This is a genomic window from Pseudomonas sp. MF09150, assembly GCF_059862355.1.
The window spans coordinates 54,376-79,878 of sequence record NZ_JCBCUS010000013.1 but is presented as its reverse complement, the minus strand read 5'-3'; the positions used below and the strand labels follow the sequence as shown (position 1 = coordinate 79,878).

The 25,503-nt window shown below is 62.1% G+C and carries 23 protein-coding genes and 1 pseudogene; 8 read left to right on the top strand and 16 right to left on the bottom strand.

Features of this window, described 5'->3' with window-relative positions:
* Nucleotides 1–93 precede the first annotated feature (93 nt).
* Nucleotides 94–621, top strand: a complete 528-nt coding sequence (locus AC19YX_RS31425) for a DUF4946 domain-containing protein (RefSeq protein WP_500607783.1) — start codon at nucleotides 94–96, stop codon at nucleotides 619–621.
* A 255-nt stretch (nucleotides 622–876) separates the two neighbouring features.
* On the opposite strand, the gene AC19YX_RS31420 is transcribed toward AC19YX_RS31425, so the two are convergent.
* From AC19YX_RS31420 to AC19YX_RS31410, 3 genes are all read right to left on the bottom strand, one after another.
* Nucleotides 877–1,239, bottom strand: a complete 363-nt coding sequence (locus AC19YX_RS31420) for a histone-like nucleoid-structuring protein, MvaT/MvaU family (RefSeq protein WP_020294647.1) — start codon at nucleotides 1,237–1,239, stop codon at nucleotides 877–879.
* A gap of 242 nt (nucleotides 1,240–1,481) precedes the next feature.
* Entirely contained in the window at nucleotides 1,482–3,020 is a 1,539-nt protein-coding gene (locus AC19YX_RS31415; protein ID WP_201131018.1) for an EAL domain-containing protein, read from the bottom strand.
* A gap of 105 nt (nucleotides 3,021–3,125) precedes the next feature.
* Entirely contained in the window at nucleotides 3,126–4,013 is an 888-nt protein-coding gene (locus tag AC19YX_RS31410) for a LysR family transcriptional regulator (RefSeq protein WP_500607782.1), read from the bottom strand.
* A gap of 78 nt (nucleotides 4,014–4,091) precedes the next feature.
* Between AC19YX_RS31410 and AC19YX_RS31405 the strand changes: the two genes are divergently transcribed.
* The 3 genes from AC19YX_RS31405 to hpaR all read left to right on the top strand — a co-directional run bounded on the left by AC19YX_RS31405 (nucleotide 4,092) and on the right by hpaR (nucleotide 6,948).
* A complete protein-coding gene (locus AC19YX_RS31405) occupies nucleotides 4,092–5,039 on the top strand; it encodes a DMT family transporter (protein ID WP_500607781.1) in 948 nt (315 codons plus the stop codon).
* A 267-nt stretch (nucleotides 5,040–5,306) separates the two neighbouring features.
* A complete protein-coding gene (gene hppD, locus AC19YX_RS31400; protein WP_078472999.1) occupies nucleotides 5,307–6,383 on the top strand; it encodes a 4-hydroxyphenylpyruvate dioxygenase in 1,077 nt (358 codons plus the stop codon).
* 142 nt (nucleotides 6,384–6,525) lie between these two features.
* Nucleotides 6,526–6,948 carry a homoprotocatechuate degradation operon regulator HpaR gene (hpaR, locus tag AC19YX_RS31395; RefSeq protein WP_020294642.1) on the top strand — a complete coding sequence of 141 codons (423 nt, stop codon included), beginning with the start codon at nucleotides 6,526–6,528 and terminating at the stop codon, nucleotides 6,946–6,948.
* Nucleotides 6,949–7,041: 93 nt separating this feature from the next.
* On the opposite strand, the gene rarD is transcribed toward hpaR, so the two are convergent.
* From rarD to AC19YX_RS31380, 3 genes and pseudogenes are all read right to left on the bottom strand, one after another.
* Entirely contained in the window at nucleotides 7,042–7,923 is an 882-nt protein-coding gene (gene rarD / locus AC19YX_RS31390; RefSeq protein ID WP_078472998.1) for an EamA family transporter RarD, read from the bottom strand.
* A gap of 219 nt (nucleotides 7,924–8,142) precedes the next feature.
* Nucleotides 8,143–9,156, bottom strand: coding sequence for an aldo/keto reductase (locus AC19YX_RS31385; protein ID WP_201131015.1), 1,014 nt, complete (start codon nucleotides 9,154–9,156; stop codon nucleotides 8,143–8,145).
* Nucleotides 9,157–9,396: 240 nt separating this feature from the next.
* Nucleotides 9,397–10,709 (bottom strand): annotated as a pseudogene (locus AC19YX_RS31380) (MFS transporter).
* Between the two features lie 180 nt (nucleotides 10,710–10,889).
* Here AC19YX_RS31380 and AC19YX_RS31375 point away from each other — a divergent pair.
* Together AC19YX_RS31375 and AC19YX_RS31370 are read left to right on the top strand one after the other, a co-directional pair.
* Entirely contained in the window at nucleotides 10,890–12,026 is a 1,137-nt protein-coding gene (locus AC19YX_RS31375) for a sugar diacid recognition domain-containing protein (RefSeq protein ID WP_500607780.1), read from the top strand.
* 182 nt (nucleotides 12,027–12,208) lie between these two features.
* Nucleotides 12,209–13,354 (top strand): glycerate kinase, encoded by a 1,146-nt coding sequence (locus tag AC19YX_RS31370; RefSeq protein ID WP_500607779.1) that lies wholly within the window; start codon nucleotides 12,209–12,211, stop codon nucleotides 13,352–13,354.
* A 95-nt stretch (nucleotides 13,355–13,449) separates the two neighbouring features.
* On the opposite strand, the gene hpaI is transcribed toward AC19YX_RS31370, so the two are convergent.
* The 8 genes from hpaI to AC19YX_RS31330 all read right to left on the bottom strand — a co-directional run bounded on the left by hpaI (nucleotide 13,450) and on the right by AC19YX_RS31330 (nucleotide 20,888).
* The gene (gene hpaI / locus AC19YX_RS31365; RefSeq protein ID WP_500607778.1) at nucleotides 13,450–14,250 is read right to left on the bottom strand and encodes a 4-hydroxy-2-oxoheptanedioate aldolase; all 801 of its coding nucleotides are present in this window, start codon (nucleotides 14,248–14,250) and stop codon (nucleotides 13,450–13,452) included.
* A gap of 10 nt (nucleotides 14,251–14,260) precedes the next feature.
* Complete coding sequence (hpaH, locus tag AC19YX_RS31360; protein ID WP_078472992.1) at nucleotides 14,261–15,064, bottom strand: 2-oxo-hept-4-ene-1,7-dioate hydratase; 804 nt, start codon at nucleotides 15,062–15,064, stop codon at nucleotides 14,261–14,263.
* Between the two features lie 2 nt (nucleotides 15,065–15,066).
* The gene (locus tag AC19YX_RS31355) at nucleotides 15,067–16,374 is read right to left on the bottom strand and encodes an MFS transporter (protein WP_500607777.1); all 1,308 of its coding nucleotides are present in this window, start codon (nucleotides 16,372–16,374) and stop codon (nucleotides 15,067–15,069) included.
* A 157-nt stretch (nucleotides 16,375–16,531) separates the two neighbouring features.
* Nucleotides 16,532–16,921: a 5-carboxymethyl-2-hydroxymuconate Delta-isomerase gene (locus AC19YX_RS31350; RefSeq protein ID WP_500607776.1), complete on the bottom strand. Its 390-nt coding sequence runs from the start codon at nucleotides 16,919–16,921 to the stop codon at nucleotides 16,532–16,534.
* 87 nt (nucleotides 16,922–17,008) lie between these two features.
* Entirely contained in the window at nucleotides 17,009–17,866 is an 858-nt protein-coding gene (gene hpaD, locus AC19YX_RS31345) for a 3,4-dihydroxyphenylacetate 2,3-dioxygenase (protein ID WP_020294632.1), read from the bottom strand.
* Between the two features lie 91 nt (nucleotides 17,867–17,957).
* Nucleotides 17,958–19,418: a 5-carboxymethyl-2-hydroxymuconate semialdehyde dehydrogenase gene (hpaE, locus tag AC19YX_RS31340; protein ID WP_020294631.1), complete on the bottom strand. Its 1,461-nt coding sequence runs from the start codon at nucleotides 19,416–19,418 to the stop codon at nucleotides 17,958–17,960.
* Nucleotides 19,419–20,219, bottom strand: coding sequence for a fumarylacetoacetate hydrolase family protein (locus AC19YX_RS31335; RefSeq protein ID WP_078472989.1), 801 nt, complete (start codon nucleotides 20,217–20,219; stop codon nucleotides 19,419–19,421).
* Between the two features lie 9 nt (nucleotides 20,220–20,228).
* Nucleotides 20,229–20,888, bottom strand: a complete 660-nt coding sequence (locus AC19YX_RS31330) for a fumarylacetoacetate hydrolase family protein (RefSeq protein WP_078472988.1) — start codon at nucleotides 20,886–20,888, stop codon at nucleotides 20,229–20,231.
* A gap of 197 nt (nucleotides 20,889–21,085) precedes the next feature.
* On the opposite strand from AC19YX_RS31330, the gene hpaA reads away from it, so the two are divergent.
* Nucleotides 21,086–21,997 carry a 4-hydroxyphenylacetate catabolism regulatory protein HpaA gene (gene hpaA, locus AC19YX_RS31325; RefSeq protein ID WP_020294628.1) on the top strand — a complete coding sequence of 304 codons (912 nt, stop codon included), beginning with the start codon at nucleotides 21,086–21,088 and terminating at the stop codon, nucleotides 21,995–21,997.
* Nucleotides 21,998–22,068: 71 nt separating this feature from the next.
* Nucleotides 22,069–23,130: a DUF1176 domain-containing protein gene (locus tag AC19YX_RS31320; protein ID WP_078472987.1), complete on the top strand. Its 1,062-nt coding sequence runs from the start codon at nucleotides 22,069–22,071 to the stop codon at nucleotides 23,128–23,130.
* 11 nt (nucleotides 23,131–23,141) lie between these two features.
* Here the strand turns inward: AC19YX_RS31320 and AC19YX_RS31315 are convergent, their stop codons facing one another.
* Both AC19YX_RS31315 and AC19YX_RS31310 read right to left on the bottom strand, forming a co-directional pair.
* Nucleotides 23,142–24,269, bottom strand: coding sequence for a class II histone deacetylase (locus AC19YX_RS31315; RefSeq protein WP_500607775.1), 1,128 nt, complete (start codon nucleotides 24,267–24,269; stop codon nucleotides 23,142–23,144).
* 36 nt (nucleotides 24,270–24,305) lie between these two features.
* Nucleotides 24,306–25,481 carry an MFS transporter gene (locus tag AC19YX_RS31310; protein ID WP_500607774.1) on the bottom strand — a complete coding sequence of 392 codons (1,176 nt, stop codon included), beginning with the start codon at nucleotides 25,479–25,481 and terminating at the stop codon, nucleotides 24,306–24,308.
* Between the last annotated feature and the right edge of the window lie 22 nt (nucleotides 25,482–25,503).

The following is a 25,503-nucleotide window of genomic DNA, read 5'->3' as shown; positions in this document are numbered from 1 at the left end:
CGTCCTTGGCGCCAAACCCAATGCTCCTGATCTATTGCCCAATCCTGGCGTCACCTGCAAACTTTGAGACCCGTTTCTCAGGTATTGCTGACAATGCCCTTTTTCGTAAAAACCGTCGCCCTCACATGCAGCCTGCTGCTCTGCGCCCTGGCCCAGGCTGCGGAGCCGGTGATTGCCTGGCCCAGCGGGTGGCAAGTGGAGGCGTTGCCCGAACAGCCGGCCGAACCGAGTTCAAAAGTCTCTCGTCAGCGCGCAGTGAAAAATGATGCCGGCGGCACCCCGGTACTGGTTATGGAGTTGACGATGACGGAGGTTGAAAGTGGTCATGCAGTGAATCTTCAAGGTGTGGTGCTGGAGATGCGCAAGTCAGTGCAAAAGGACTTTGCACAAGGTGGCTATCAAAGTGTGTGCAATCGGATTCATGAAGCGCAATTGAGTCGCCTCTCTGCTCTTGAAACCACCTGCACCATTACTCAGAACGGTCGGCATGTGTTGTCGCAAACACTGGTGGCGGCGTTGGATGCCGATAAGGCCTATGTACTTTCTTACGCTGGCCAGGCGGCGGCTTATGCAGAGAGTCAGGATGAAATACTCGCTACCCGAAATAGCTTGAAACTTTAACCTTGCTCTTGGCAGGGTATTTCCATTGGCAGAGAATGCTCCGCATCCATGACAACGAATTAAGCACAAAGTTATGGGGTGGCTCTTGTGCAATGCGCGTGATCTGGAACGCAGGTGCCGATTCTCGCCAAACCTTATTGCGGATGCTTGAGGTTGTGAATATTTAGCCGGTTGTAACTAATGCAATTGGCTATAAATGAAACTGCTAAAAAGCAAAGGCCCCGCCAATGCGGGGCCCTGGTGACCGAAGCGTTGTTAACCGCGCAGCCAGGAATCTACAGTGGCAGCGCCATACTCTTCTTTCCAGGCTTTGAGCCCGCGATGATTGCCGCCCTTGGTTTCAATCAGCTCACCGGTGTGTGGATTCTGATAGACCTTGACCACGCGAGCGCGACGTTGTTTCGGGGCAGAGGCTGCTGGCTGGGACTTGCCCGGGTTCGGATCGAGAATCGCGATGATGTCGCGCAGGCTCTTGCCGTAGGTTTTCATCAGGCCCTGAAGTTTTTCCTCGAACTCGATTTCCTTTTTGAGCCCGGCATCGTTCTTCAGGGATTCCAGCTGCGCGAGCTGTTCTTGAAGTGCTTTTTCTGCTGCACGAAATTCAGCGAGTCTGGACAATATCTTTACTCCAATAAGGTATTTGGCTGATACCAAGCACATACAAAACGATGAGGCCAAGAGCCGGGGAACGACTCAATTTAATGACCTATCGGTGAATCTTGTACAGGCCAGAAAAATTGTAGTAGTTAACGGGGCAAGAGTAAATCATGTTGTTCTTGCAAGAATCAATTGCTAATGATGATTCAAATTGGTGCATGACAATGGCAATGCATTGTGTGTTTTTTTGCGCAAATGGCTATTTAGTGGCGCGCCAACTCAGTTAGGAATTCATCCCCCGGCATCGGTCGACCAAACAAGTAACCTTGCAGGAAATCGACGCCTTTCCCCGCCAAATAGTCCCGTTGTTCTAGTGTTTCAACACCTTCGGCGACGATGCCCAAGTCCAGCTTCGCCGAGAGCTCGATGACACTGTCGAGTATATGGCGCGAAAGGGCGTCAATACCGATCATGGCAACGAAGCTCTGATCAATCTTCAGATAGTCGACATTAAACTGACGCAAGTACGCCAGGCTGGAATGCCCGGTACCGAAGTCGTCAATGGCGATCATTACCCCCAACTTGTGCAATTCTTCGAACAGTTTGTGGGTCATGGCGGTGGGTTCCACCAACTCGCGTTCGGTCAGTTCCAGCACCAGCACCACCTTGCCGGCGGGGAACTGGGCGAGAAAGTCGCGGCAGTCATCGAGCAGTTGCAGGTCATGGCAGTGGCTGGCGGTGATGTTGATGCCAATGTGAAAGTTATCGCTGAAGCTTGAGGCGTTGGGCGCCAGCAGCTGTGCGGTCTGCTGCATCAGGGAGCGGGTCATGGGTACGATCAGGCCGGAGTGCTCGGCAAACGGAATGAACAAATCCGGGCGCACCAAACCTTCCTTGGGATGCTTCCAGCGCATCAGAACTTCAAGGCCTGCCCACTGCTCGGTATCGCCACGCACCACCGGCTGGAAGTAGGGGATGAACTCCGCGGCGCCCAGGGCCCGCTGCAGTTCGTGACTGGGTGATGACGAGCGCTTTTGCCACCAGTGGCCGGCGAATCCCGAGAGAATTCCAAAGAACAGCAGAAGGCTGAACAGCGGCGGGTACTGGGCCTTCATATAGAGCCAGACATCGCCTTCGGGAAAGCCGGCGCTGACGCGGTAGGGGTAGCGCGCGGAGTCCAACTCCTGGTGGGCCACCGGCGCGGATGGCACAGGTAGCCCATGGACCTTGCCGTCCGCTGACAGCCAACTGTTGCCCACTTGCAGTTTCAGGTCGGCGTAACGGCTGATCAGGCGCAGGGCGTTCGTCAGGTGATACCCGTCGATGGTCGCCAGCGCGGAGCGCTCGCCTTGGCTCAGGCGGTAGATCAGCAGGGCAGTGTCGGGTGTGATCGGGTTGCCATTCATCAACCACAACCGACCGTCGACATAGTCTCGTGGGTCCAGGGCGGCTGAAAAACGCCCGAGCAATGAACTGCAGTAGTTGTCGTTCCGCCAGACCAGGTTTGTCGAGCGCACGAACGGACGGCGTGTGACCTGGTCGCGCAGCGCCAGTTGCCGGGTCTCATCGCAAGGCTCGCCAACCAGAGGCAGCAACACGCGGGCGGCGATATCGCTGTTGTCGAGCATCAGGTCGAACTGGCGGATCGCTTCCTCGGCGGTTTGCTGGCTGCTCTGGAGCAGCGCCCGCTCAGCCTGCAGGTACAGGATGATCATGCCCAGCAGCACCGGCAGCAAGCCGATGAGCAGCGTGCGCAGGGCACGGGTCGAGCGTTTCTGCGGACCTTTTACGGTCAATGGCATAGACCAAACCTATAACGGGACGGCGCCTGGACACTGGCGCCAGAAGAAGGGGGATCGCAGTGGGTACATATCGAACCCGGGTGAGGGGGAGGATAGACGGGATGCCTATTTTGCGCCCTGGGATCTTGGGTACAGGCGCTGGGCCTGCTCGATAAACGCCAGCGTCGCCGGCGATGACTGGCGCCGATCCAGCACAGCTATGCCGATCTGACGTTTGGCTGGCTGGCTCAGGGGCCTGCGCACATAGCGCGGATCGTGCATGGTCGGCAGTGCCAGCTCGGCCACCAGGCTCACGGCCTCGCCACGGGCCACGGTTTCCAGGGTGCTGAGCAACTGCGAGTTGCGATAGCGGATGTTGGGGCTGAGGCCGACTTGATGAAACAGCCGGGTCACCAGCTCGGCTGACCCGGCCTCGGTGAGCACGAAGGGGTCGACGCACAGCTGGGCCAGGCTGACGGCGCTTTCATTTGCCAGTGGGTGTTGAGCCGGCAACAGGGCTACCCATTGATCCTGCAACAAGGCAAAGGTATCGAAGCGCTCCTGGGGCAGCACCACGAAACCCACGTCGATGCGTCGCTCCTCGAGCCATTGCACGACCTGTCGATCCGGGCCTTCGTCGATGTGCACTTCGATGCCGGGGTAGCGGCTGCGGTACTCGGCGAGAATGGCCGGCAGCAGTTTCATCGAAGAGGTTGGCCCAAACGAGCCGATGCGCAGGGTGCCGCGCTTCATGCCTCGGGCATCGGCAGCTTCCTGGTGCATGGTTGCGGCCAGGCCCAGCATGGTCCGGGCGCGCAGCAATAGTTGCTGGCCAATATCGCTCAGCTCGACCTGTGCCTGATGGCGGCGAATCAGCTCCACACCCAGCTCTTGTTCCAGCGCCTTGATGGCGTGGGACACCGCTGACTGGGTGATTCCCAGGCGGCTGGCGGCCGTCGTGAAACCACGCAATTCGGCGACCAGGGAAAAAATCTCCAATTGAGTCAGGGTCATGAGTGATTGCTCATTTTACGATGATCTTTGATTAGACGAAGAATAAGCCCATCCCAGGTAAGCCGGTGCTGAAATCTTATGAAAACGTTCGACCAAACACCCTCCGGTCCTTCTGACAGAGCGGTCTATTGCAAACTCATCGCGGTCACCATGATCTGGGGCGGAACCTTTGTCGCCGGACGCCTGCTGTCAGGGGCGCTGGAGCCGCTGCTGGCCGCCAGCCTGCGGTTTCTGCTGGCGAGCCTTGCGCTGTTGCTGTTTATGGCTTGCAAGCGGATCCCGCTGGTGCGGCCGAACCTGCGCCAGTGCGTGCAACTGCTGATCTTGGGGTTCTTCGGGATTTTCTTTTACAACCTGTGCTTCTTCTACGGCTTGCAGCGGATAAGCGCGTCGCGGGCGTCCTTGATCGTGGCCTTGAACCCGGCGGTGATTGCCTTGGCTTCGTGGCTGCTGTTTCGTGAGCAACTGAGTCGGCGCCAGGTTCTGGGTATCGTTGTTTGCGTACTGGGCGCCGTGCTGGTGATCCTCAGTCGAGACCCGCAGGCGTTGCAGGGCACGGCCGACGGTGGGCTCGGCGACCTGCTGATCTTTGGTTGCGTGCTGGGGTGGGGCGTCTATTCGCTGTTTTCCCGAGGGCTCAACCAGAGCCTTGGGCCGTTGCACACCGTGACGTATTCGATTGTTCTGGGGACTCTCATGCTGGGTGCCGCCACCGCCCTGCGCGGCGAGCTGAATCCGCAAGCGTTACTGGACTTGAGTGCGGTGCAGGGCCTGAGTCTGCTGTACCTGGGCCTGATGGGGTCGGCGCTGGCCTACATCTGGTACTACGATGGCCTGCGCCAGATCGGCGCCACGCGCTCTGGCGTTTTCATTGCGCTCAACCCGCTGACGGCGGTGATCCTGGGGGCACTGCTGTTGGGCGAGCAGTTGACCCTGAGCATGGGCCTGGGCGCAGCCTTGATCCTGCTGGGGATCTATCAGTGCAACAAACCCCTTGCGACTCTGGGCAAAAAGCGGATTTTATAGAGATTGCGGACAAAACTATTTACGCTGTGTAGAATCTGGTTACGCATACAAGAATAATGTCTTCTGGCAGCAGAAGCCTCGCCCGCAGCCTGTAAGCAAGTCAGGGTCGAAATGAAGATACTCGGGTTCCAACTGATCTACGGTGATTTCCTCGCCCGCAGCGTGCGCGGCATCTCTTGCGCGCCACCTCCAGCCCTCAGCATTGATAGCAACTAGCAGCCCGCGACCGCGGACGTTAATTCTAAAAATAATGATGAGGCGCCAACCATGGCAGATATCTTCGAAAACCCAATGGGCCTGATGGGCTTTGAATTCATCGAATTCGCATCGCCTACGCCAAACACCCTCGAACCGATCTTCGAGATCATGGGTTTCAGCAAAGTCGCGACCCATCGCTCTAAAGACGTGCATTTGTACCGTCAGGGCGCCATTAACCTGATCCTCAACAACGAGCCCCACAGCGTGGCCTCGTACTTCGCCGCCGAACACGGTCCGTCGGTATGCGGCATGGCCTTTCGCGTCAAGAATGCCCAGCAGGCGTACTCCCGTGCCCTGGAGCTGGGGGCTCAGCCGATCCATATCGCCACCGGCCCGATGGAGCTGAACCTGCCGGCGATCAAGGGCATTGGCGGCGCGCCGCTGTACCTGATCGACCGCTACGGCGAAGGCAGCTCGATCTATGACATCGACTTCGTGTACCTGGACGGCGTCGACCGTAACCCGGAAGGGGCGGGCCTGAAGATCATCGATCACCTGACCCACAACGTGTATCGCGGGCGCATGGCCTACTGGGCCGGTTTCTACGAGAAGCTGTTCAACTTCCGCGAGATTCGTTATTTCGACATCAAGGGCGAATACACCGGCCTGACCTCCAAGGCCATGACCGCGCCGGATGGCATGATCCGTATCCCGCTCAATGAAGAATCGTCCAAGGGCGCGGGGCAGATCGAAGAGTTCCTCATGCAGTTCAACGGTGAGGGGATTCAGCACGTGGCATTCCTGACCGACGATCTGGTGGATACCTGGGACCGCCTGAAGAAGATCGGCATGCGCTTCATGACCGCGCCACCGCAAACCTACTACGAGATGCTCGAAGGCCGTTTGCCGAATCACGGCGAGCCGGTGGACGAACTGCAATCGCGGGGCATTCTGCTGGATGGCTCGTCGGAAGCCGGTGACCGCCGCCTGCTGTTGCAGATTTTCTCGGAAACCCTGATGGGCCCGGTGTTCTTCGAATTCATCCAGCGTAAAGGCGACGATGGCTTCGGCGAAGGCAACTTCAAGGCGCTGTTCGAATCGATCGAACGTGATCAGGTTCGTCGTGGCGTACTCGCCACCGAGTAAGCCAGTGACCGATTGAAAACAGGCCCGATCGAAGGTTCTTCGATCGGGCTTTATTTTGCCCGGGAATTGCTGATAGTGAATGTGTTAATGTTTATTTCCGCGACGCCTAGCGTTGATTCCCAGCCTGTTGACCGACCTTTAGATGACGACGCCAAGACCTTCCCTGACCTTAACGCTGCTCCAAGCCCGTGAAGCGGCCATGGCTTTTTTCCGGCCGTCCCTCAACCAGCATGACTTGACCGAACAGCAGTGGCGGGTGATCCGCATCCTGCGCCAGAACGGCGAACTGGAAAGTCATCAACTGGCCAAGATGGCGTGCATCCTGCCTCCAAGCATGACCGGGGTGCTCACGCGCCTGGAGCGTGACGAGTACGTCAGCCGCCGCAAATCACCCGAGGACCAGCGCCGCCTGTTCATCACCCTGACTGAAAAGGGCCAGGCCTGCTTCGAGTCCATGAGTGGCGACATGGAAATCAACTACCAGAAGATCCAGCAGCAATTCGGAGAGGAGAAGATGCAGGCGTTGCTGGCCTTGCTCAACGAGCTGAAACAAATCAAGCCTTGAGTTCGCGCGGTATCTGAGGCGTTGTCTGTAGCCGCTGCCGCAGGCTGCGCCGGCCCTGACACTCGTCTCAGGGCCAAGCGTACCAAGGGCGTCTCAAGCCCGACGCTGACGCACCAGATGTTTGAACCCTTCAAACACCAACACCAGCACCGCCATCCAGATCGGCACATAGGTCAGCCACTCGCCGGCCTTGATGCTTTCCCCCAGCAGCAGTGACACCCCTAGCAGCAATACCGGCTCGACATAGCTCAGCAGGCCGAACAGGCTGAACGCCAACAGCCGGCTGGCGATGATGTAGCACACCAGTGCCGAGGCGCTGATCACCCCCAGCAACGGAATCAACAGATACAGCCAGGGCCACAGGTCGAACACCGCAAAGCCTTGCTCGCCGCTCTGTACAAACCACAGGGCGACAGGCAGCAGCAGCGCCATGTCCAGCCACAGCCCGCCGAGGTTGTCTGCGGCCAGGCGCCTGCGCAGCACGAAGTAGGTTGGATAACCGATGGCCACCAGCAGCGTGGCCCAGGAAAAACTTCCCACCTGATACAGCTCGTTGAGCACCCCCAGGCAGGCAAAAAACGCAGCGATCTTCTGCAGGCGCGAGAGGCGTTCGCCATACACCAGGCGCCCGGTCAGGACCATGGTCAATGGCAGCAGGAAATACCCCAGGGATACATCCAAGCTGTGGCCATTGAGCGGCGCCCACATAAACAGCCATAACTGCACGCCCAACAGCCCTGACGACAGCAACAGGCCCAGCAGCAACAGCGGCTTGCCCGCCACTCGCAGCAGCACTTCGCGCACCCGGCGCCACTCCCCGGAAACCACCATGAAGACCGTCATGCACGGCACCGTCAGCAGCATTCGCCAGCCGAAGATTTCCACCCCGGTCAGCGGCTCCAGCAAGGACGTGTAGAAATACATGACGGCAAACAGCACCGACGCCAGGACCGATAAAACAATACCTTTAGACACACTGTCCTCGTACGACCAGAGTCATTGAGCGAATGGAAAAAGCGGTGATGAACCGTGGGGGGAATATAGAGGGTTTGGCCCGAGAGGTTTACTCGGATTAAGCGTGGGTTACGGGAAAATATCTCGTTTGCCCGCTGCCTTCGACCAATGCCTGCGCAGAAAGAGCGAACAAGGTCGAAAAGACGGTGGCCGCTGTCAGGCAGCAGCCACCGTCGAGTATCAACTTGGGAAAGGCGTACGTCCGGAAACGAAGTGGCTGACATCGTTAAAACCAGGAGTGGAAGCGTGGCCCGGGGTCACCAGCGAATCGATAAAGGCTTCGTCTTCAGCGCTGATGCGCACGCTCAGGGCCTTGGTGTAGGCATCCCACTGTTGCTCGGTCCGTGGGCCGACAATCGCCGAACTGACGGCGGTATTGTTCAGCACCCAGGCGATGGCGAACTCGACCATGCCGACCCCGCGTTGCTGGGTGTACTGCTGAATCTGCTGGGCAATACGCAGGGATTCGACCCGCCACTCGGTTTCGAGGATGCGCTTGTCCTGGCGCCCGGCGCGGCTGGCGCTGTCTGGCGTGACGTCCGGCGCATACTTGCCGCTGAGCACCCCTCGGGCCAGCGGGCTGTAGGGCACCACACCCAGGCCATAGGCCTGGGCGGCGGTGATCTGTTCGGTCTCGGCCTGACGATTGACGATGTTGTACAGCGGCTGGCTGATCACCGGCCGCTCGATACCCAGCTCGTCGGCGAGGCGCACCACTTCGGCGATCCGCCAGCCACGGTAGTTGGACAGCCCCCAGTAGCGGATCTTGCCCTGGCGCAGCAGGTCACCGATGGCCGCCACTGTGACCTGCAACGGCGTGTTGTGGTCTTCGCGGTGCAGGTAATAGATGTCCAGGTAGTCGGTGCCGAGGCGGTTCAGGCTGGCTTCGATTCCGTTGAAAATATGCTTGCGGCTCAAGCCGCTGCGGTTAGGCACGCCGTCGGCCGGACCGAAGCCGACCTTGGTCGCCAGGACCCAGTCGTGGCGATGCCGGGCGATGGCTTCGCCGACGATCTCTTCGGAGCGACCCTGGGTGTAGACATCGGCGGTGTCGATGAAGTTGATGCCCTGGTCCCAGGCCTTGTCGATGATGCGCAGTGACTCTTCGGTACTGGTCTGTTCGCCGAACATCATGGTGCCCAGGGTCAGCGTGGAGACCTGTAGACCGGAGTGGCCGAGGAGGCGATAGCTCATGGACGAATTCCTTGTGCACGGGGTTGGAGCCAGGCGAAAGGCGCCTGGCCAGGCCGTCCATCAAATACCAGAACAATCGGCTTGGGCAAACTGAATCGGCGTTGGGAGGCTGCGGCGTGTTGGCGCGCAGAAGGGGCCAGACGGCGTTAGGGGCCGGGTGCGCGGGCATTATCCGGCCTTGGATTCGCTTGCGAGGGGGGGCGCCGGATTTGAAAAAAAACCGGCGCCCCGCGTGCGCAATCAGCTGTTGCGCAGGTTGCGGGTCATGCGCAGGGCCAGCAGGCTGCCGCCAATGATCACGCCTGCCAGCAGGTACAGCGCCAGGTTGGTAGAGCCGGTGGTGTCTTTGACCCAGCCCACCAGGTACGGGCTGAGGAAACCGGCCATCTGACCCATGGAGTTGATCAGCGCGAGGCCTCCGGCGGCAGCGCCGGCGCTGAGGAGTGCGGTCGGCACCGGCCAGAACATCGGCAGGCCGGTGAGGGCGCCCATGGTGGCGATGGTCAGGCCGAGGATGGCCAGCACCGGGCTGGCGGCAAAGTTGACAGCAATCAGCAGGCCGACGGCGCCCATCAGCATCGGTACCACCAGGTGCCAGCGGCGTTCTTTACGCAAGTCCGCAGAACGCCCCACCAGCAACATGAACACAGCGGCCAGCAGGTAAGGGATTGCGCTAAGCCAGCCGATGACCAGGTTGTCGCTGAACCCCAGGTTCTTGATGATCGACGGCAGCCAGAAGTTGATCGCATACACCCCGCTCTGGATGCAGAAGTAGATCAGGCCGAACGCCCAGATCGCCGGGTTTCTGAACACGGCGGCCAGTGAATCGGTGGCCGTCCTGGGTTTGCTGGCCGCGTCCTGGGCCTGGTCCGCTTCGAGCACCGCGCGCTCTTTAGGCGTCAGCCACTGGGCACTGGCGAAGTTGTCGCTGAGCAGGAAGAACGCCAGCGCGCCGAGGATCACGGTCGGTATGCCTTGCAGCAGGAACATCCACTGCCAGCCGGCAAGGCCGCCCTGACCGGCGGCGAAGTGGTTGAGGATCCACCCGGAAAACGGGCTGCCCAGCAGGCCCGAGACCGGGATCGCGGACATGAACAGGGCCATGATTCGGCCACGGCGAAAGCTTGGGAACCATTGCGAGAGGTACAGCACCACCCCCGGGAAGAAGCCGGCTTCGGCAGCGCCGGTGAACAGGCGCAGGGTGTAGAAGCCGGTCGGCGTGGTGACGAACAGCAGGCAGGTGGAGAGGGTGCCCCAGGTGATCATCATCAGCGCGATCCAGCGCCGGGGCCAAACTTGTTCAGCGCCAGGTTGCTCGGCACGCCGCACAGCACATAGCCGATAAAGAAAATCCCGGCACCCAGGCCGTACACGGTTTCGCTGAATTTCAGGGCATCGAGCATCTGCAGCTTGGCGAATCCAACGTTGACCCGGTCGAGGTAGTTGAACAGGTAGCAGATGAAGATGAAGGGGATCAGGCGCAGGGTAATGCGCTTGTAGACGGCATTTTTGTCGTCATCGGTGGCCAGGGTAGCGGCGGCGCTCTGTGACATGGCGAGTCTCTCTTTATTATGATTTTTTGCGATGCAAGGGTAACGTTGATCGCCCTGAGAGTCTCGACCACAGCCCCGGCTGCTGTCTTTGTGCCCACGCACAGGGTTTGCAGGCTCACCCTGTGCTGCTGAACAACCCCACGGGCCTGTTGGTGGCCCGCCTTCAAGGAACACGCTGCTATGTTCGAACTGGACCATGACCTGGCACAGGATATTGTCGACCGGACGATGGCGATTCTGCCGTACAACGTCAATGTCATGGACAGCCAGGGCCTGATCCTCGGCAGTGGCGAGCCCGAGCGCATCAACACTCGCCATGAAGGCGCGCAGCTGGTGCTGGCCAACGGTCGGGTGGTGGAAATCGACGCACAGACCGCCAAGCACCTCAAGGGCGTGCAGCCGGGCATCAACTTGCCCTTGCTGCATGACCAGAGGTTGATCGGCGTGCTGGGCATCACCGGCGAACCGGAACTGCTGCGCACCTACGCCGCCCTGGTGCAGATGACCGCCGAAATGCTGGTAGGCCAGCGCCATCAGCAGGCCGAACAGCAATGGCGACGCCAGCGTTGCGATGATTTGCTGGCGCTGTTGCTCAGCGATGAGGGGGATTCGCCACGGCTGGCAGACGAAGCCCAGCAGATGGGCCTCAAACCCCAGCTGGCGCGCACCCCGTATCTGTTCGAGCTGGGCCTGGAGCACGGTGTCGGGCAAACCGCCGAAGCCTTGAGTGCCTGGCTGATATCACGTTATCCGGACAGCTGGTGCGTCAGCTCGGCCCAAACGTCGCTGCTCTGGTGCCGGCCCGCCACCTTGACGGTGGACAACCAGCGGCTGCTGGAAAAACTCGACGGCCTGGGGTGGAACATTTTGCGGGTTGCCGTGGGTGGCCAGGCGGATGGGTTGGCCGGCTTGCGGCGCTGCTACCGGCGGGTCAGCGATTTGCTGGCTTACGGCCGAGACCTGCTGCCGCATGCCCGGTTGCTGACCCTGAACCGCTTTCGACTGCCGGTCATGCTCTGGCGGCATCGAAACGACGACGCTCTGGATGAGTTGCTCAACCCATTGCGCAAGGTGCTTGCCAAGGACGGCAATGGCCAGTTACTGGCGACCTTGCGCAGTTGGTGCGAACACGACGGCCAGAGCCAGGCCTGCGCCGACGCCCTGGGTATCCACCGCAACAGCCTGCGCTATCGCATGGAGCGCATCGCCGAACTCAGCGGCGTCGACCCCCTGCGCCTGGACGGCATGCTCGCTTTATACCTGGGCGTGCAATTGCTGCCACACACCATCGCCCCCCAATCCCCGGAATCCCCGTAGCCGTTGCCGAACCCGCGAAGCTGCGCTGGCGAGCATCGGCGCCGTGGGGTGTGAGGTTTCAGGCCGGTGCTGGCCGCTGTTGTAACAATGAACAATAAAGCCCATGCACTCTTGTGCAGCGGACAGGCGTCAGCACTGTCGCCAAGTGGCAGCATGGGCCGCATAAGAACTGGAGATAGCCTATGAAAATCATCATCGCCCCCGACTCGTTCAAGGACAGCCTGAGTGCCGAAGGGGTCGCCGCGGCTATTGCCGAAGGCCTGATCCGGGTCTGGCCCGAGGCGCAGTTGGTGCTGTGCCCGATGGCCGATGGCGGTGAAGGTACGGTGGAGTCGGTTCTGGCCGCCTGCGAGGGCGAATTGAGGACCACTGCGGTGCAAGGACCGCTGGGTACTTCGGTTGAAGCGCATTGGGGTTGGTTGGCGGCAAGCCACACGGCCATTATCGAAATGGCCGAGGCCAGTGGTTTACAGTTGGTTCCTGTAAGCCAGCGAGATGCGTGCACCAGCAGCACGTTCGGCACCGGCGAGTTGATCCTGGCCGCGCTGGACGCCGGTGCCCAGCGGATTATCCTGGCGATTGGCGGCAGCGCCACCAATGATGGCGGTGCCGGCGCCTTGCAGGCGCTGGGCTTGAAACTGTTCGACGACCATGGCCAAACCCTGGCCCGCGGCGGCCTGGCGCTGGACGCATTGGCCCGGATCGATCTTGAAGGCCTGGACCCACGCCTGGCCCAGGTCCGTTTTGAGATAGCCGCAGACGTGAACAATCCTCTGTGTGGCGAGCACGGTGCGTCGGCGATCTTCGGCCCGCAAAAAGGCGCTTCGCCACAACAGGTGCAGCAACTGGACCGGGCCCTGGGGCATTTTGCCGATCACTGCGCGCACGTCTTGCCTCGGGACGTGCGGGACGAACCGGGCAGTGGCGCTGCTGGTGGCCTGGGGTTCGCGGCCAAGGCATTTCTCGGCGCGCAGTTTCGTCCCGGGGTGGAGGTGGTGGCCGAACTGGTAGGCCTGGAGCAGGCGGTGCGTGGCGCCGACCTGGTGATCACCGGCGAAGGCCGGTTCGATGCCCAGACCCTGCGTGGTAAAACGCCTTTCGGCGTAGCTCGGGTGGCCCGGCAGCATGGCGTGCCGGTGATTGTGCTCGCGGGCACTTTGGGCCAAGGGTATGAGCAAATGTACCAGCACGGTGTCGAGGCCGCGTTCGCCCTGGCTTCCGGGCCCATGACCCTGGAGCAGGCTTGCGCCGAGGCTCCACGGCTCTTGAGCGAGCGCGCCGAGGCGATTGCCCGGTTGTGGCGGCTGGCGGCGCAAAAGGTCAACTGAGCTGTCGATTGCGCTGAACCCGAGACAGCTTTCGCGGATTCAGCGTTGTTTGTCGAGTCAGCGCCCATCGCACCTGGCGGGGAGCGCCAGGAACCTCAGTAAACCCCACCACCACTGGTCGGTGCGACATGGCCCTTGTACTGTCCGGCCAGGCTTTGCAGGCCTTTCATCAGGACAGTGGTGTCCACTCCGACCGCGACAAAGTGTGCCCCCAGCTCGATATAACGTCGCGCCAGTGTCGGGTCGGCACTGAGAATTCCCACTGCCTTGCCGGCCTGGCGAACCCGCCGGATTGCATCTTCTATCGCGGCAGCCACATCGGGATGCCCCGGGTTGCCGCGATGGCTCATGGCGGCCGATAGGTCCGCCGGACCGATAAACAACCCGTCGACGCCAGCCACGGCGGCAATCGCATCCAGGTTGGCCAGGCCTTCGAGGTTTTCGATCTGCACCAGCAGGCACATCTGTTCATCGGCCTGATCCAGGTAGCCGGGAATGCTGTTCCAGCGCGACGCCCGGGCCAAAGCGCTGCCGACACCGCGCACACCTTGCGGCGGATAGCGCATGGCACGCACCAGTTGCTGCGCCTGGGCGGCAGTCTCGACCATCGGCACCAGCAGGGTCTGGGCGCCGATATCGAGTAACTGCTTGATCAGTGCAGTGTCGCCAATCGGCGGGCGAATGATGGCTTGCGACGGATAGGGCGCAATCGCCTGGAGCTGGGCGAGCAGGCTGCGCAAGTCGTTGGGGGCGTGCTCGGCGTCGAGCAGCAGCCAGTCGAAACCGGCATTGGCCGCCAGTTCGGCACAGTAGGCATTGGCCAGACCAAGCCACAGACCAATCTGTGGCTCGGCCTGGAGCAGGCGTTGTTTGAAGGTGTTGACTGGCAATTGCATGGCAGCGTCCTCAGACAAAACGGCAGGCGATGGAGCCGAGTTGATCGTAGTCGACATGGAAGGTATCGCCGGGGCGCGCTGCCACCGGCCGGGTGAACGAGCCGCCGAGGATGATCTGCCCGGCTTCGAGGCCAACGTCATAGGCCGCCAGTTTGTTGGCCAGCCAGGCCACGCCTTTGGCCGGGTGGTTGAGCACCGCCGCCGAGACCCCGGACTCTTCGATCACCCCGTTGCGGTACAGCACCGCGGGCACCTTGCGCAGGTCAATATCGCCAGGCCGCACTGCGCGGCCGCCCATCACCACCCCGGCGTTGGCCGCATTGTCGGAAATGGTATCGAACACCTTGCGCGTGACCTGGGTCTGAGGGTCAAGCTGCTGGATTCGCGCGTCGATGATCTCCAGTGCCGGAATCACCCATTCAGTGGCATCGAGAACATCGAACAGAGTGCAATTCGGGCCCTTGAGGGGTTTGCCGAGGATAAACGCCAGCTCCACTTCGACCCGCGGCACGATAAAGCGCTCGAAGGGGATGTCGCTGCCTTCATCGAACAGCATGTCGTCGAGCAGCGCGCCGAAGTCCGGCTCGGTGATGTTCGACGATACCTGCATGGCGCGCGAGGTCAGGCCGATCTTGTGCCCGACCAGCTTGCGACCGTCGCGGATCTTCTGCTCGACCCAGCAGCGCTGGATGGCGTAAGCGTCTTCGAGGGTGATGCCGGGGAATTGCAGCGACAGTTGGCCGATCTGTTCCCGGCTGCGCTCGGCCGCGTCGAGGCGGGCGGCGGCCTGTTGAATGTCCGAGGTGCTGAGCATGATTATTTCTCTCGTGGATTGACAATAAGGGCGGGCACCCGCAGCACCAGCCAGGCGCCGCAGGCGATCAGCAGGGCCAGGGCATACAGCGCCAGGCTGGCACTTTGGGTGGCGTCGCGGACAACGCCGATCAGGTACGGCGCAAGGAACGAGGCAATGCTGCCAAACGAGCTGATCATCGCGATGCCGGCCGCCTGGGTGCTGCTGGCCAGAAAGGCCGGGGGCAGTTGCCAGAACATCGGCAGGGCAGCGCTGGCGCCCATGCCGGCGATCATCAGGCCGCCCATGACCAACCAGGCGTTGTCCGGCGCCAGGCCGGTGAGGATCAAGCCCAGGCTCGACATCAGCAGCGGCACACTGAGGTGCCAGCGGCGTTCGCGCAGGCGATCCGAAGAGCGCCCGATGCCGATCATGAACAGGCAGCCGGCCAGGTAGGGCAGGGCACTGAGCATGCCGACGCTGCTGTCGCGGGCGATGCCGGCGTGGTGGATCAGGGTCGGCATCCAGAAGGCGATGGTATTCACCGCCAGCATCACCGCGAAGTAGATGCACACCAGCATCCAGATGTATTTGTCCTTGAGGATCCCGCCGAAGCTGGTGATCGACTTGTGCTGTTCTTCCTGCTTGAGCGCAGCGTGCAATTGTTGCTTCTGTTGCGGGCTGAGCCAGCTGACCTGATCGATGCTTTCCGGCAGGGCCTTGAGTACCACCAAGCCGAGAAACACCACGGGCAGGCCTTCGATCAGGAACATCCATTGCCAGCCCCGCAGGCCGCCGAAATCATGGAAGCCTTCGAGAATCCAGCCCGACAACGGTCCGCCGATGACCCCGGCCATGGGCACGGCAATGGCGAACAGGGCCGTGACCTGCCCGCGTTTACCGGCCGGGAACCAGCGGTTGAGCAAGACCAGGATGCCCGGGAAGAAGCCGGCCTCGGCGACCCCCAGCAGAAAGCGCAGGACATAGAAGCCGAGCGCGCTGTCGATCAACAGCATGCCTGCCGACAGCAGACCCCAGACCACCATCAGGGTGGCGATCCAGCGCCGGGGGCCGACCCGGTCCAGGGCCAGGTTGCTCGGCACGCCAAACAACGCGTAGGCAATAAAAAACAGCCCGGCGCCAAAGCCGTAGACGCTGTCGCTGAACCCCAGGTCCTGGGTCATCTGCAGCTTGGCGAAGCCGATATTGATGCGGTCCAGGTGGGCGAAGATGTAACAGGTAAACAGCAGCGGCATCAGGCGCCAGGTGATCTGGCGGTAGGTGTCGTTGACTGCTGTTGCGGTGTTCATGGCAAGTGTCGAGCCGGGCATTGGAGTGATCTCCTTATTGTTATTTTGCTTAAAGCCGGGACAAAGGCTCCCCATACCCACGGCGAGAAGGCTGCGGGCGTATACCTATTGCGCGACAGGTTCAGGCCCGCTGGATGAACATCCGGGGCATCGTCTGCGGGTTGGCTAGGGGGCGCTGTCAGGCCTGGTTCTTGAGAAACTCGTGCACGTTGTTGTGCTTGAAGTTGAGCTCGGCATCCAGCTCGGTCATCTCGAACGACAACGCCAGCAGGCGCTGGGCCTGGAGTTGTGCGAAGTGGCCCTTGATGATCTCGAACAGGTCTTCGGCCACCTGGCGTCGGGTGGCCAGGTCGCGCCCGGCACCGACCTGTAAGCGCATATGGACAAAGGCGTAATCGTGCTTGCCATCGGCCATGCGCCAGGTGTCCAGGCGCACGCCACGGCTGCGGATACCGCCCAGTGGGAACACGCCACTAGCGCCCAGGTAGTGATGGACCTTCTCGAACAGGGTCGGCAAGTCGGCGGCCTGTTCGATGTTGTCGGTGTATTCAGCAACAAAATGCGGCATGGAACCTCCTTTGGAGGCAGCTGCAAACTTGAAGCTGCAAGCGGCAGGAGTTTTCCTGCGGCTTGCAGCCTGTGGTTTGGCGCTGCTTCAAACCTCGAAAATGGCGTTGATCTGGCCGGTGCCGGAGCTGCCGAATGGCGGGGTGATGATCTGCGCCGGTTTGTTGTATTCGGGCCCGCCCAGCAGGCCAAGCAACATCGCGGTGTCGTGCATCTTGCCTTCGCCATAGCAGTGTTCGGCGTAGTCCGGCAGCATCGCGCAGAACTCGCGAAAGCGCCCTTGCTGCCACAGCTCCACCACCCGCATATCCACCTGTTTGTCGAACTCCCGGGTCCAGCTATGGATATTGGCTTCAGCCACTCGGTCGTCTGAAAAGCGGTGGGACAGCGAGCCCGAGGCCAGCACCAGCACCTTGCGATCGCTCTTTTCGATGGCGCGGCGCACAGCGGCGCCGAAGGTGAAGCTGTCCTGGAGGGTGTGCCAGGCGCACCAGGCGGCAATCGACACCACTTTGAAGTGCTGTTCCGGTGGCACGTCCATGTGCATGTAGCGCATCGGGACCAGGGTGCCGTACTCCAGCTCCAGGCTGGGAATGTTGTGGGCCAGGGTGCGTACATCGGCGGCCACGGCTTCGGCCGCGATCAATTCGCCCAGCTCGGTGCAACCCTGGTAGTCATACGTCATGTTCTTGATGAAGTGCGGCAGCTCGTTGCTGGTGTAGGTGCCCTGGAAATGCTCACCGCAATTGACGTGGTAACCGCTGTTGACCAGCCAGTGCACGTCGAACACCACCGCGGTATCGGCCCCCAGCTCCCGCGCGCGGCGGGCGATTTCCTTGTGCCCGGCAATCGCCGCTTCGCGGCAACCGTGGTGCTTGCCCGGCAGTTCGGACAGGTACATCGATGGAACGTGACAGACCTTGGCGGCTAGAACGACTTCGCCCATGGTGCTTCTCCTGAAACATCTTATTGTTCGACCTGTAGCCGGAGCCCCTGGCTGCGCTGGGGCATGCAGCGGGTACAGACTGTGCAAAACCTTACACGCCCCAGCGCGGGATGTGGTGGCTGCCCATGGAAAGGCAGACGTTCTTGATCTCGGCAAAGACTTCGAAGCTGTACTCACCGCCTTCACGGCCGGTGCCTGAGCCCTTGATGCCGCCGAATGGCTGGCGCAGGTCGCGTACGTTCTGGCTGTTGATGAACACCATGCCGGCCTCGATGCCACGGGCCAGGCGGTGGGCCTTGCCGATGTCCTGGGTCCAGATATAGGACGCCAGGCCGTATTCGGTATCGTTGGCCAGTTGCAGCGCCTCGGCTTCGTCCTTGAACGGGATCAGGCATACCACCGGGCCGAAGATTTCCTCCTGGGCGATGCGCATCTTGTTATTGACGTCGGCAAACACCGTCGGCTGGATAAACTGGCCGCGGCTCAGGTGCGCCGGCAGGTTGGCCGGACGCTCCAGGCCGCCGGCGAGGAGGGTGGCGCCTTCTTCGAGACCGATCTTGATGTAGCCGGTGACCTTGTCGTAGTGGGCCTGGGTGATCATCGAGCCGACCTGGGTCTTGGGGTCCTGCGGGTCGCCGACGATCAGGCGCTTGGCACGGGCGGCGAACTCCTTGATGAACTCGGGGTAGACGCTTTCCTGGATGAACACCCGGCTCCCGGCGGTGCAACGCTCGCCGTTGAGGGAAAAAATGGTGAACAGTGCAGCGTCCAGCGCACGCTCAAGATCGGCGTCTTCAAAAATCAGCACCGGCGACTTGCCGCCCAGCTCCATGGAGTACTTTTTCAGCCCGGCGGTCTGCATGATCTTCTTGCCGGTGGCGGTGCCGCCGGTGAAGGAAATGGCCCGCACGTCCGGGTGGCGAACCAGGGCGTCGCCAGCGGTGGCGCCATAGCCCTGGACGATGTTCAGCACCCCGGCCGGGATCCCGGCTTCATGGGCCAGGCGCCCCAGCTCATTGGCCGTCAGTGGCGACAACTCTGACATCTTCAGCACCGCAGTATTGCCCAGTGCCAGGCATGGCGCGGTCTTCCAGGTGGCGGTCATGAACGGTACGTTCCACGGCGACACCAGGGCGCATACGCCCACCGGCTGGTACAGGGTGTAGTTGAGCATCTGGTCATCGACCGGATAACTGTGACCATCCATTCGGGTGCAGACTTCGGCAAAGAAGTCGAAGTTGTGGGAGGCGCGGGGGATCAGCACGTTTTTGGTCTGGTGAATCGGCAAGCCGGTGTCGAGGGTTTCCAGCTCTGCCAGGTGCGGCACGTTTTGCTCGATCAGTTCGCCGAGCTTGCGCATCAGCCGCGCGCGCTCCTTGGCCGGGGTGTTGGCCCATTTCGGAAAGGCTTCCTTGGCGGCCGCGACCGCCTGGGCCACTTCCTCGGCGCCGCCACTGGCGACTTCGCCGATGGCTTCACCGGTAGCCGGGTTGTAGTTGGTGAACACGTCTTGGCTTTCGACCTCACGGCCGTTGATCCAGTGTTTGATCATTTATGCATGCTCCTTGGCCGCGCGAGCCGGGTGATTGAGGGCAAGGCTGGCGAAAAAATCGGTTTCACTGACGATACGGTTGACCAGGCGCCCAACGCCTTCGACTTCCACCACCACTTCATCGCCGGGCACTACGTCGGACAGGCCTTCGGGGGTGCCGGTGGCGATCATGTCGCCGGGTTGCAGGGTCATGAAGCTGGAGAGGTACTCGATCAGGTAAGGGATGTCGAAAATCATGTCGGCGGTGCTGCCTTCCTGGCGCAGCTCGCCATTGACCCAGGTCCGCAGCTTGAGGTTGGACGGGTCAGGCACGTCGGCCACATCGACGATCCACGGGCCGACCGGGGTGGTGGCGTCGCGGTTTTTTACCCGCAGGTTGGGCCGGTAGTAGTTCTCGAGGTAGTCGCGGATCGCGTAGTCGTTGCACACCGTGTAGCCCGCGAGATAGTCCAGTGCGTCTGCACGCTTGACGTTGCGTGCGGTCTTGCCGATGACCGCCACCAACTCGCACTCGTAGTGCATGTAGGCGACGTTGTCCGGGCGCCAGGTCACCTGGTTGTGACCGGTGTAGGTCCCGGGTGACTTGATGAAGGCCAGGGGTTCGGTCGGCGGCTTGAATGCCAGTTCGGCGGCGTGGTCGGCGTAGTTCAGGCCCAGGGCAAACATGCTGCCGGTGGCCGGTGGCAGCCACTCCACCTGGTCCGCGGCGACCACCCGGCCGTCGGCCAGGGTCAGAGAGTCGGTAGCAGTGACCACGGCGTGGTGGACCTGCCCCTGGAAACGGATGCGTGCGTGTTTCATGTCAGTTCCTTATTCGGCAACGATGGTGTTGGACAGCCGGCCCAGGCCGCTGATGTCCACCTCGACCCGGTCACCGGGGCGCACGTCGACGCGGCCTTCGGGGGTGCCGGTAATCAGCACATCGCCCGCATGCAAGGTCATGAACTCGCTGAGTTCGACGATCAACTGCGGGATGCTGCGCACGAAGTTCGCGGTGCTGTTTTCCTGCACCAGTTCGCCGTTGACGAACAGCTTGAGGCTCAAGGCGTGGGGGTCGCTGACCTGATCGGCAGGCACCAGCTCCGGGCCGAGCGGGCAAAAGCCGTCACGGCATTTAGCCTTGACGGCAGGGCGGTAATAGCTGTCTTCCGGCAGGCTGAACTCATTGACGATGGTGTAGCCGGCCACGTGTTGCATGGCGTTTTCCAGGCTGACGCGGCTGGCACTCTTGCCGATCACCACCCCCAGTGCCGGGCCCGGCTGCAGGCGTTCGACCCCCTTGGGGTACACCACGGGCTGGCCGTCGGCGTTGCGGGTATTGGGCGTCTTGATGAACAGCACCGGCTTGACCGGCGGCTTCTGGTAGGGCGGCTGGGTGAAGGATTGCAGGTGGTCTTGCAGCAGGCCCTGGTAGTTCAGCGCCACGCCGAACAGGGTGCCACCGGCGAGGTCGTTCAGTGCACGACTCATTGTTGTTTTCTCCATGAGCGTCGCGGAAAGAGCGTCAGCCGCGAGTCGTTTTCGTTAATGTGTTAACGTTATATTTAATATGTTAACGATCGTCAAGCGTCGGCCATCGTCCGGGTGTCCGGTACTGGTGAACGGGCCATGAATCACGCAGGATGTGGACGCGTCGAAGGTCATAAAATAAAAATGAGAAGCCGCTCATGAGCGATCGCCAACCGATTCCCAACATCAATATCGGGCAGGTCTACGACCAGCGTTATGCCGACTCCCAGGTGCACTACGACAAGCTGAGCAACCTCGCCGGTTTTTTCGGACGCAATATGCGGGTGCATCGCCATGACCGGTTTTTCCAGGTGCACTACGTGCAAAGTGGTGCGGTGCGGGTCTACCTCGACGACCAGCAGTACCTGGAGTCGGGGCCGATGTTCTTCATCACGCCGCCGACCGTTCCCCATTCCTTCGTGACCGAAGCCGACAGCGAAGGCCATGTGCTGACGGTACGCCAGCAGTTGGTCTGGGAACTGATCGAGGCTGACCGCAGCCTGGCGCCGGCCCCGCAGATACCGCCGGCCTGTGTGGCCCTGGCACGCCTGGGCCCGGAGTTCGGCGCCGAGGCGCGACGCCTGTCCCTGCTGTTCGAGGAACTGCAACGCGAGGCCGCCGAGCAGGCACCCGGGCGCGAGCAGGCCCTGCTGGCCCTGACCCGGCTGATCCTCATCAGCCTGCTCAGGTTGTCCGCCAATTCCCTCGAGGCGCGTCCGGCGCGCCACGAAGACTTGCAGATCTTCCACCGCTTCAATGAGCTGATCGAGGCGCACTACTTGCAACATTGGCCGTTGTCGCGCTACGCCCGGCAGATCGGGGTCACCGAGGCGCGCCTGAATGATGTGTGCCGGCGCATCGCCGACTTGCCGTCCAAGCGCCTGGTGTACGAGCGGCTGATGCAGGAGGCCAAGCGCCTGTTGCTGTTTACCGCCAGCACGGTGAATGAAATCTGCTACCAGCTGGGGTTCAAGGACCCGGCCTATTTCAGTCGTTTTTTCCAGCGCAATGCCAAGCTCGCCCCGGGCGAATATCGTCTGCGCCAGGACCGTGCCGAGCGTTCGGCCTAGCGCGTGCGGGGCTGTTGGTGCGGCGCCGGGCGTGGGAGAATCCGCGCCTTTTCTCGACAAGGAGCGTCGCCATGCTGCGCCTCACGCTGATGACTCTGATGCTGTTCGGCAGCGTCGCCCAAGCCCGGGCGGCAGCGGAGGAGGTGCCGCTGCTGCGCCAGACCCGCGAGTGGCTCACCGCGTGTGACAACCTGCGCAACTGCCATGCCCTCAGCGCGCCCAGCGGCCAGATGGGCTCGGAATACAGTTCCCTGACCTTGCACGTCACACGCCGCAGTGGGCCGCAAGAGTCGCTGCGGCTGCGCCTCGATCATCGCGGGCCGGCGCTGGGCAGCTTCGAACTGTTGCTCGATGGCCAGCCCCTGAGCCTGGAGTTGCAGGCCGGGATGACGTTGGAGCTGGACGACCAGGGCACTGATGCCAACCTGCAAAGCTACGCCGTGATCATGGAGGACGATGGGCGCAAATGGTTGCAGCAACTGCGCAACGCCCAGCGGTTGCAGATGGTCGGCGACCCGCAGGCCAGCGTGTCCCTGAGCGGCTTGTCGGCCGCCTTGCTGCTGATGGACTCGGTGCAGGGCCGGGTGGAGGGCGTGACTGCTCTGATGCGTCCCGGACCGCGCCTCGCCAATGAGCTGCCACCACGTCAGTTGCCGCCAGCGCCGCGTACTTATGCTGCGCCGCCGCCGGCGTTGACCGATCAGGAACGCGCACGCATCACCGCCGCGGTGCTCAAGGACCAGGCCGGCGCCATGGCCGAGGCCGATAAACCCCGGGTCGAGGTCTATCCGCTCACCGCAGAGCGGGCGTTGACGGTGCTTTACAGCGCGTGCGCCGCCTATAACTGCGACTACCAGATCGGCAGTCGTTCCCGCAGCAACCCGGCCAAGGTCCAACCGCTGAAGCGCCAGCCGCCACCGTTCGAGGTGGAGGACTCCGGCGCAGTGTCCTACGACCCCAGGACCGGGCTCCTGCGCACGTTTTACAAGCTGCGCGGCATCGGTGATTGTGGCGACCAGAGCCAGTGGGCGTTCGACGGCCAGGGTTTCCAGCTGACGGATTTTCGCCGCATGCCGCTGTGCAGTGGTCTGCGCAGCGGGGACTGGCCAGCACTGTGGAACAGCCGCGACTAGCCTTCAGCCCGCTATAGATTGGCCTGGTGCTGTTCCCAGCCGGCTGCCTGGCGTTCGACCCACTGCTGCTGAAAGGCCAGGAACGCCGCAGTGGGCTGTTGCATCTGCACGAACTCCAGCATCGGATCGCTGACCACCGTGCGGATGCCCGCCAACTCCTCGATCACCGCCAGCCCACAGAACGGCACGTAGGCCTCGGAGTAGCCGCCCTCGTGGACCAGCACCAGCCGGCCCTGGCACAGACGTTCGGCGGCCTGGCGTAGCAGGCGGGTCATGGTGCGGAACGAATCACTGTGCAACAGCATGCGCGCCAGAGGGTCGACGGCGTTGGCGTCATAACCGCAGGCGACGACGATCAGCTCCGGTTCGAAGCGCTCCAGTGCCGGGATGACCAGGCGCTGCATGGCCTGAAGATAGGCCTCATGCCCGCTGCCCGGTGGCAGGGGAATATTGAGGTTGGCGCCGAGCCCGGGCCCACGGCCGCGATCTTCTTCACCGCTGTAGCCCGGCGGGAAGCACCCGTCCTGGTGCAGCGATATCGTCAGCACGTCGCCGCGCGCTTCGAAAATCGATTGGGTGCCATTGCCGTGGTGCACATCCCAGTCGATCACCGCGACCTTGCCCAACCCGCGCCGAGCCTTGGCGGCTTCGATGGCGATGGCGATATTGGCCAGAAAACAAAAACCCATGGCGCCGTCCGCCAGGCAGTGGTGGCCCGGAGGCCGGGACAGCGAGTAGGCGTTGTCGGACTCGCCCGCCAGCACCCGGTCCACCGCCGCAATGGCCAGCCCGGCGGACAGTTTGGCGATCTCGTAGCTGCCCGGGCCGATGGGCGCCTGGGGCCCGAGTTCGCCGCCCCCGGCGTCACTTAAGGCCTTGAAGCGCTGCAGGTAGCCCGGGGTGTGCACCCGCAGCAAATCTTCCTCGCTGGCGGCGCTGGCGCTCTGGACGTGCAGCTGACGGGTCAGCCCGGACACATCCAGCAGGCTTTTCAGCCGGCGTTTGGTTTCCGGTGATTCGGCGTGGCCGGCGGCGGCCGGTGGTTGCACCCAGCCGCCGACCGGCAAGGTCAAGGCGTGCAGCCCGGCGCTGTGCCAGAGGCTGAGTTCATCGAAGAAAAAAGCAGTTTTACGGGTCATTGACGCGGTGCTCCAGTGGGGTAAGGGAAGCATGGGTTATGCCTGGGGGTTTGTTTTCACACGGCAAGCCAGCATCAGCCCCAGGGACAGCAAAGTGATGCAGGCCCCGCCCATCAGCAGGGGAGAGAAACTCGCGCTGTTTTCGATCAGGCGCCCGGCGATGGCCGGGCCTATGGCCAGGCCGCCACCGATCACCAGGTTCGAGGCGTTCATCAGTTTTCCCGAGCGATCCAGGTCAGCCAGGCACGCCAGGATCAGCGGCAGGATGAAGGTCCAGGTGAACTTGAACGCCAGCGCGGCCAGGGCAAAACGTGCCAGGGGCAGCTGGCCCAGAAGCAACAGCACCGAGCCGGCCATCAACCCGTACCCCAGCACCAGCAACAGCTGGCGTGGCAGACGATTGCCGATCAACGAGGCGCAGCCGGCCCCGACGATGCCCATCAGGGTGGCGATGGCGAGGATTTCACCGCTGTGTTCCGCCGTGATCCCGGCCTTGGCGCCGATCGAGCCGATAAAGGTCCAGATCCCGCTGAGGCTGATGTAGAAGCTGAGAATCCCGAGAATGCCCAGGGCGGCCTGCCATTTTGAGCGCTGCGGCCCTTGCTCCACGGCTTGGGCGGCGGCCGGCGCAGCCTGGGGGAAATAGCGCGCCAGGGGCAGGAACAGCGCCATCAGTGCGGCGAGGATCAGGTAGCACGCGGCCAGACCGTAGTGCTCGAACAGCCGGGGCAGGATGCTCAAGCCCAGCGCGCCGACCACCAGTTGCCCCATCACCCACAGGCCATAGACACGGCTGGGGTTGGCGCTGGAGGCCGCACTGGAAAGGCAGATGATCATCAGCGAACCGCCTGCCAGGGCGCTGCAAAAACGCAGGGCTAGCAGCGCGCCGTAATCCGTGACGAGCATCGACAGCAGGTTGGCGGCAATAAACAGTACGCCGGCCAGCAGTGCGGCGCGGCGCCAGTCGAAACGTTTGAGCCACCATAGAGCGGGCAGGGTAGCCAGGCTCATGGCGCCCAGCTCGGTGGAAAACAGGTCACCGATCTGCGTCGGGCTCAGGTGCCACTGGCTGGCCAACTGCGCCGCAATCGCCGGCGCGGTCATGAGGATGGTCGGGACGATGGCGGCGAACAGCACAATCGCCGCCAACCGGGCCAGGGGCGAGACGCTCAAGCCCTGGTCGCTGTTCAAGGTGTGGCTGTGAGTGGTCATGGACAGGCTCCGGGAGGGCGCT

Excerpts from the sequence above, each read along its gene's own strand:
- AC19YX_RS31335 (WP_078472989.1), bottom strand. The coding sequence starts at position 20,219 with ATGAAACACGCACGCATCCGTTTCCAGGGGCAGGTCCACCACGCCGTG.
- AC19YX_RS31330 (WP_078472988.1), bottom strand. The coding sequence starts at position 20,888 with ATGAGTCGTGCACTGAACGACCTCGCCGGTGGCACCCTGTTCGGCGTG.
- AC19YX_RS31355 (WP_500607777.1), bottom strand. The coding sequence starts at position 16,374 with ATGCCCGGCTCGACACTTGCCATGAACACCGCAACAGCAGTCAACGAC.
- AC19YX_RS31310 (WP_500607774.1), bottom strand. The coding sequence starts at position 25,481 with ATGACCACTCACAGCCACACCTTGAACAGCGACCAGGGCTTGAGCGTC.
- hpaE (WP_020294631.1), bottom strand. The coding sequence starts at position 19,418 with ATGATCAAACACTGGATCAACGGCCGTGAGGTCGAAAGCCAAGACGTG.
- AC19YX_RS31425 (WP_500607783.1), top strand. The coding sequence starts at position 94 with ATGCCCTTTTTCGTAAAAACCGTCGCCCTCACATGCAGCCTGCTGCTC.
- AC19YX_RS31315 (WP_500607775.1), bottom strand. The coding sequence starts at position 24,269 with ATGACCCGTAAAACTGCTTTTTTCTTCGATGAACTCAGCCTCTGGCAC.
- AC19YX_RS31350 (WP_500607776.1), bottom strand. The coding sequence starts at position 16,921 with ATGCCGCATTTTGTTGCTGAATACACCGACAACATCGAACAGGCCGCC.
- AC19YX_RS31320 (WP_078472987.1), top strand. The coding sequence starts at position 22,069 with ATGCTGCGCCTCACGCTGATGACTCTGATGCTGTTCGGCAGCGTCGCC.
- hpaD (WP_020294632.1), bottom strand. The coding sequence starts at position 17,866 with ATGGGCGAAGTCGTTCTAGCCGCCAAGGTCTGTCACGTTCCATCGATG.
- AC19YX_RS31410 (WP_500607782.1), bottom strand. The coding sequence starts at position 4,013 with ATGACCCTGACTCAATTGGAGATTTTTTCCCTGGTCGCCGAATTGCGT.
- AC19YX_RS31375 (WP_500607780.1), top strand. The coding sequence starts at position 10,890 with ATGTTCGAACTGGACCATGACCTGGCACAGGATATTGTCGACCGGACG.
- hpaH (WP_078472992.1), bottom strand. The coding sequence starts at position 15,064 with ATGCTCAGCACCTCGGACATTCAACAGGCCGCCGCCCGCCTCGACGCG.
- hppD (WP_078472999.1), top strand. The coding sequence starts at position 5,307 with ATGGCAGATATCTTCGAAAACCCAATGGGCCTGATGGGCTTTGAATTC.
- AC19YX_RS31385 (WP_201131015.1), bottom strand. The coding sequence starts at position 9,156 with ATGAGCTATCGCCTCCTCGGCCACTCCGGTCTACAGGTCTCCACGCTG.
- hpaI (WP_500607778.1), bottom strand. The coding sequence starts at position 14,250 with ATGCAATTGCCAGTCAACACCTTCAAACAACGCCTGCTCCAGGCCGAG.
- AC19YX_RS31405 (WP_500607781.1), top strand. The coding sequence starts at position 4,092 with ATGAAAACGTTCGACCAAACACCCTCCGGTCCTTCTGACAGAGCGGTC.
- AC19YX_RS31370 (WP_500607779.1), top strand. The coding sequence starts at position 12,209 with ATGAAAATCATCATCGCCCCCGACTCGTTCAAGGACAGCCTGAGTGCC.
- AC19YX_RS31415 (WP_201131018.1), bottom strand. The coding sequence starts at position 3,020 with ATGCCATTGACCGTAAAAGGTCCGCAGAAACGCTCGACCCGTGCCCTG.
- hpaR (WP_020294642.1), top strand. The coding sequence starts at position 6,526 with ATGACGACGCCAAGACCTTCCCTGACCTTAACGCTGCTCCAAGCCCGT.
- hpaA (WP_020294628.1), top strand. The coding sequence starts at position 21,086 with ATGAGCGATCGCCAACCGATTCCCAACATCAATATCGGGCAGGTCTAC.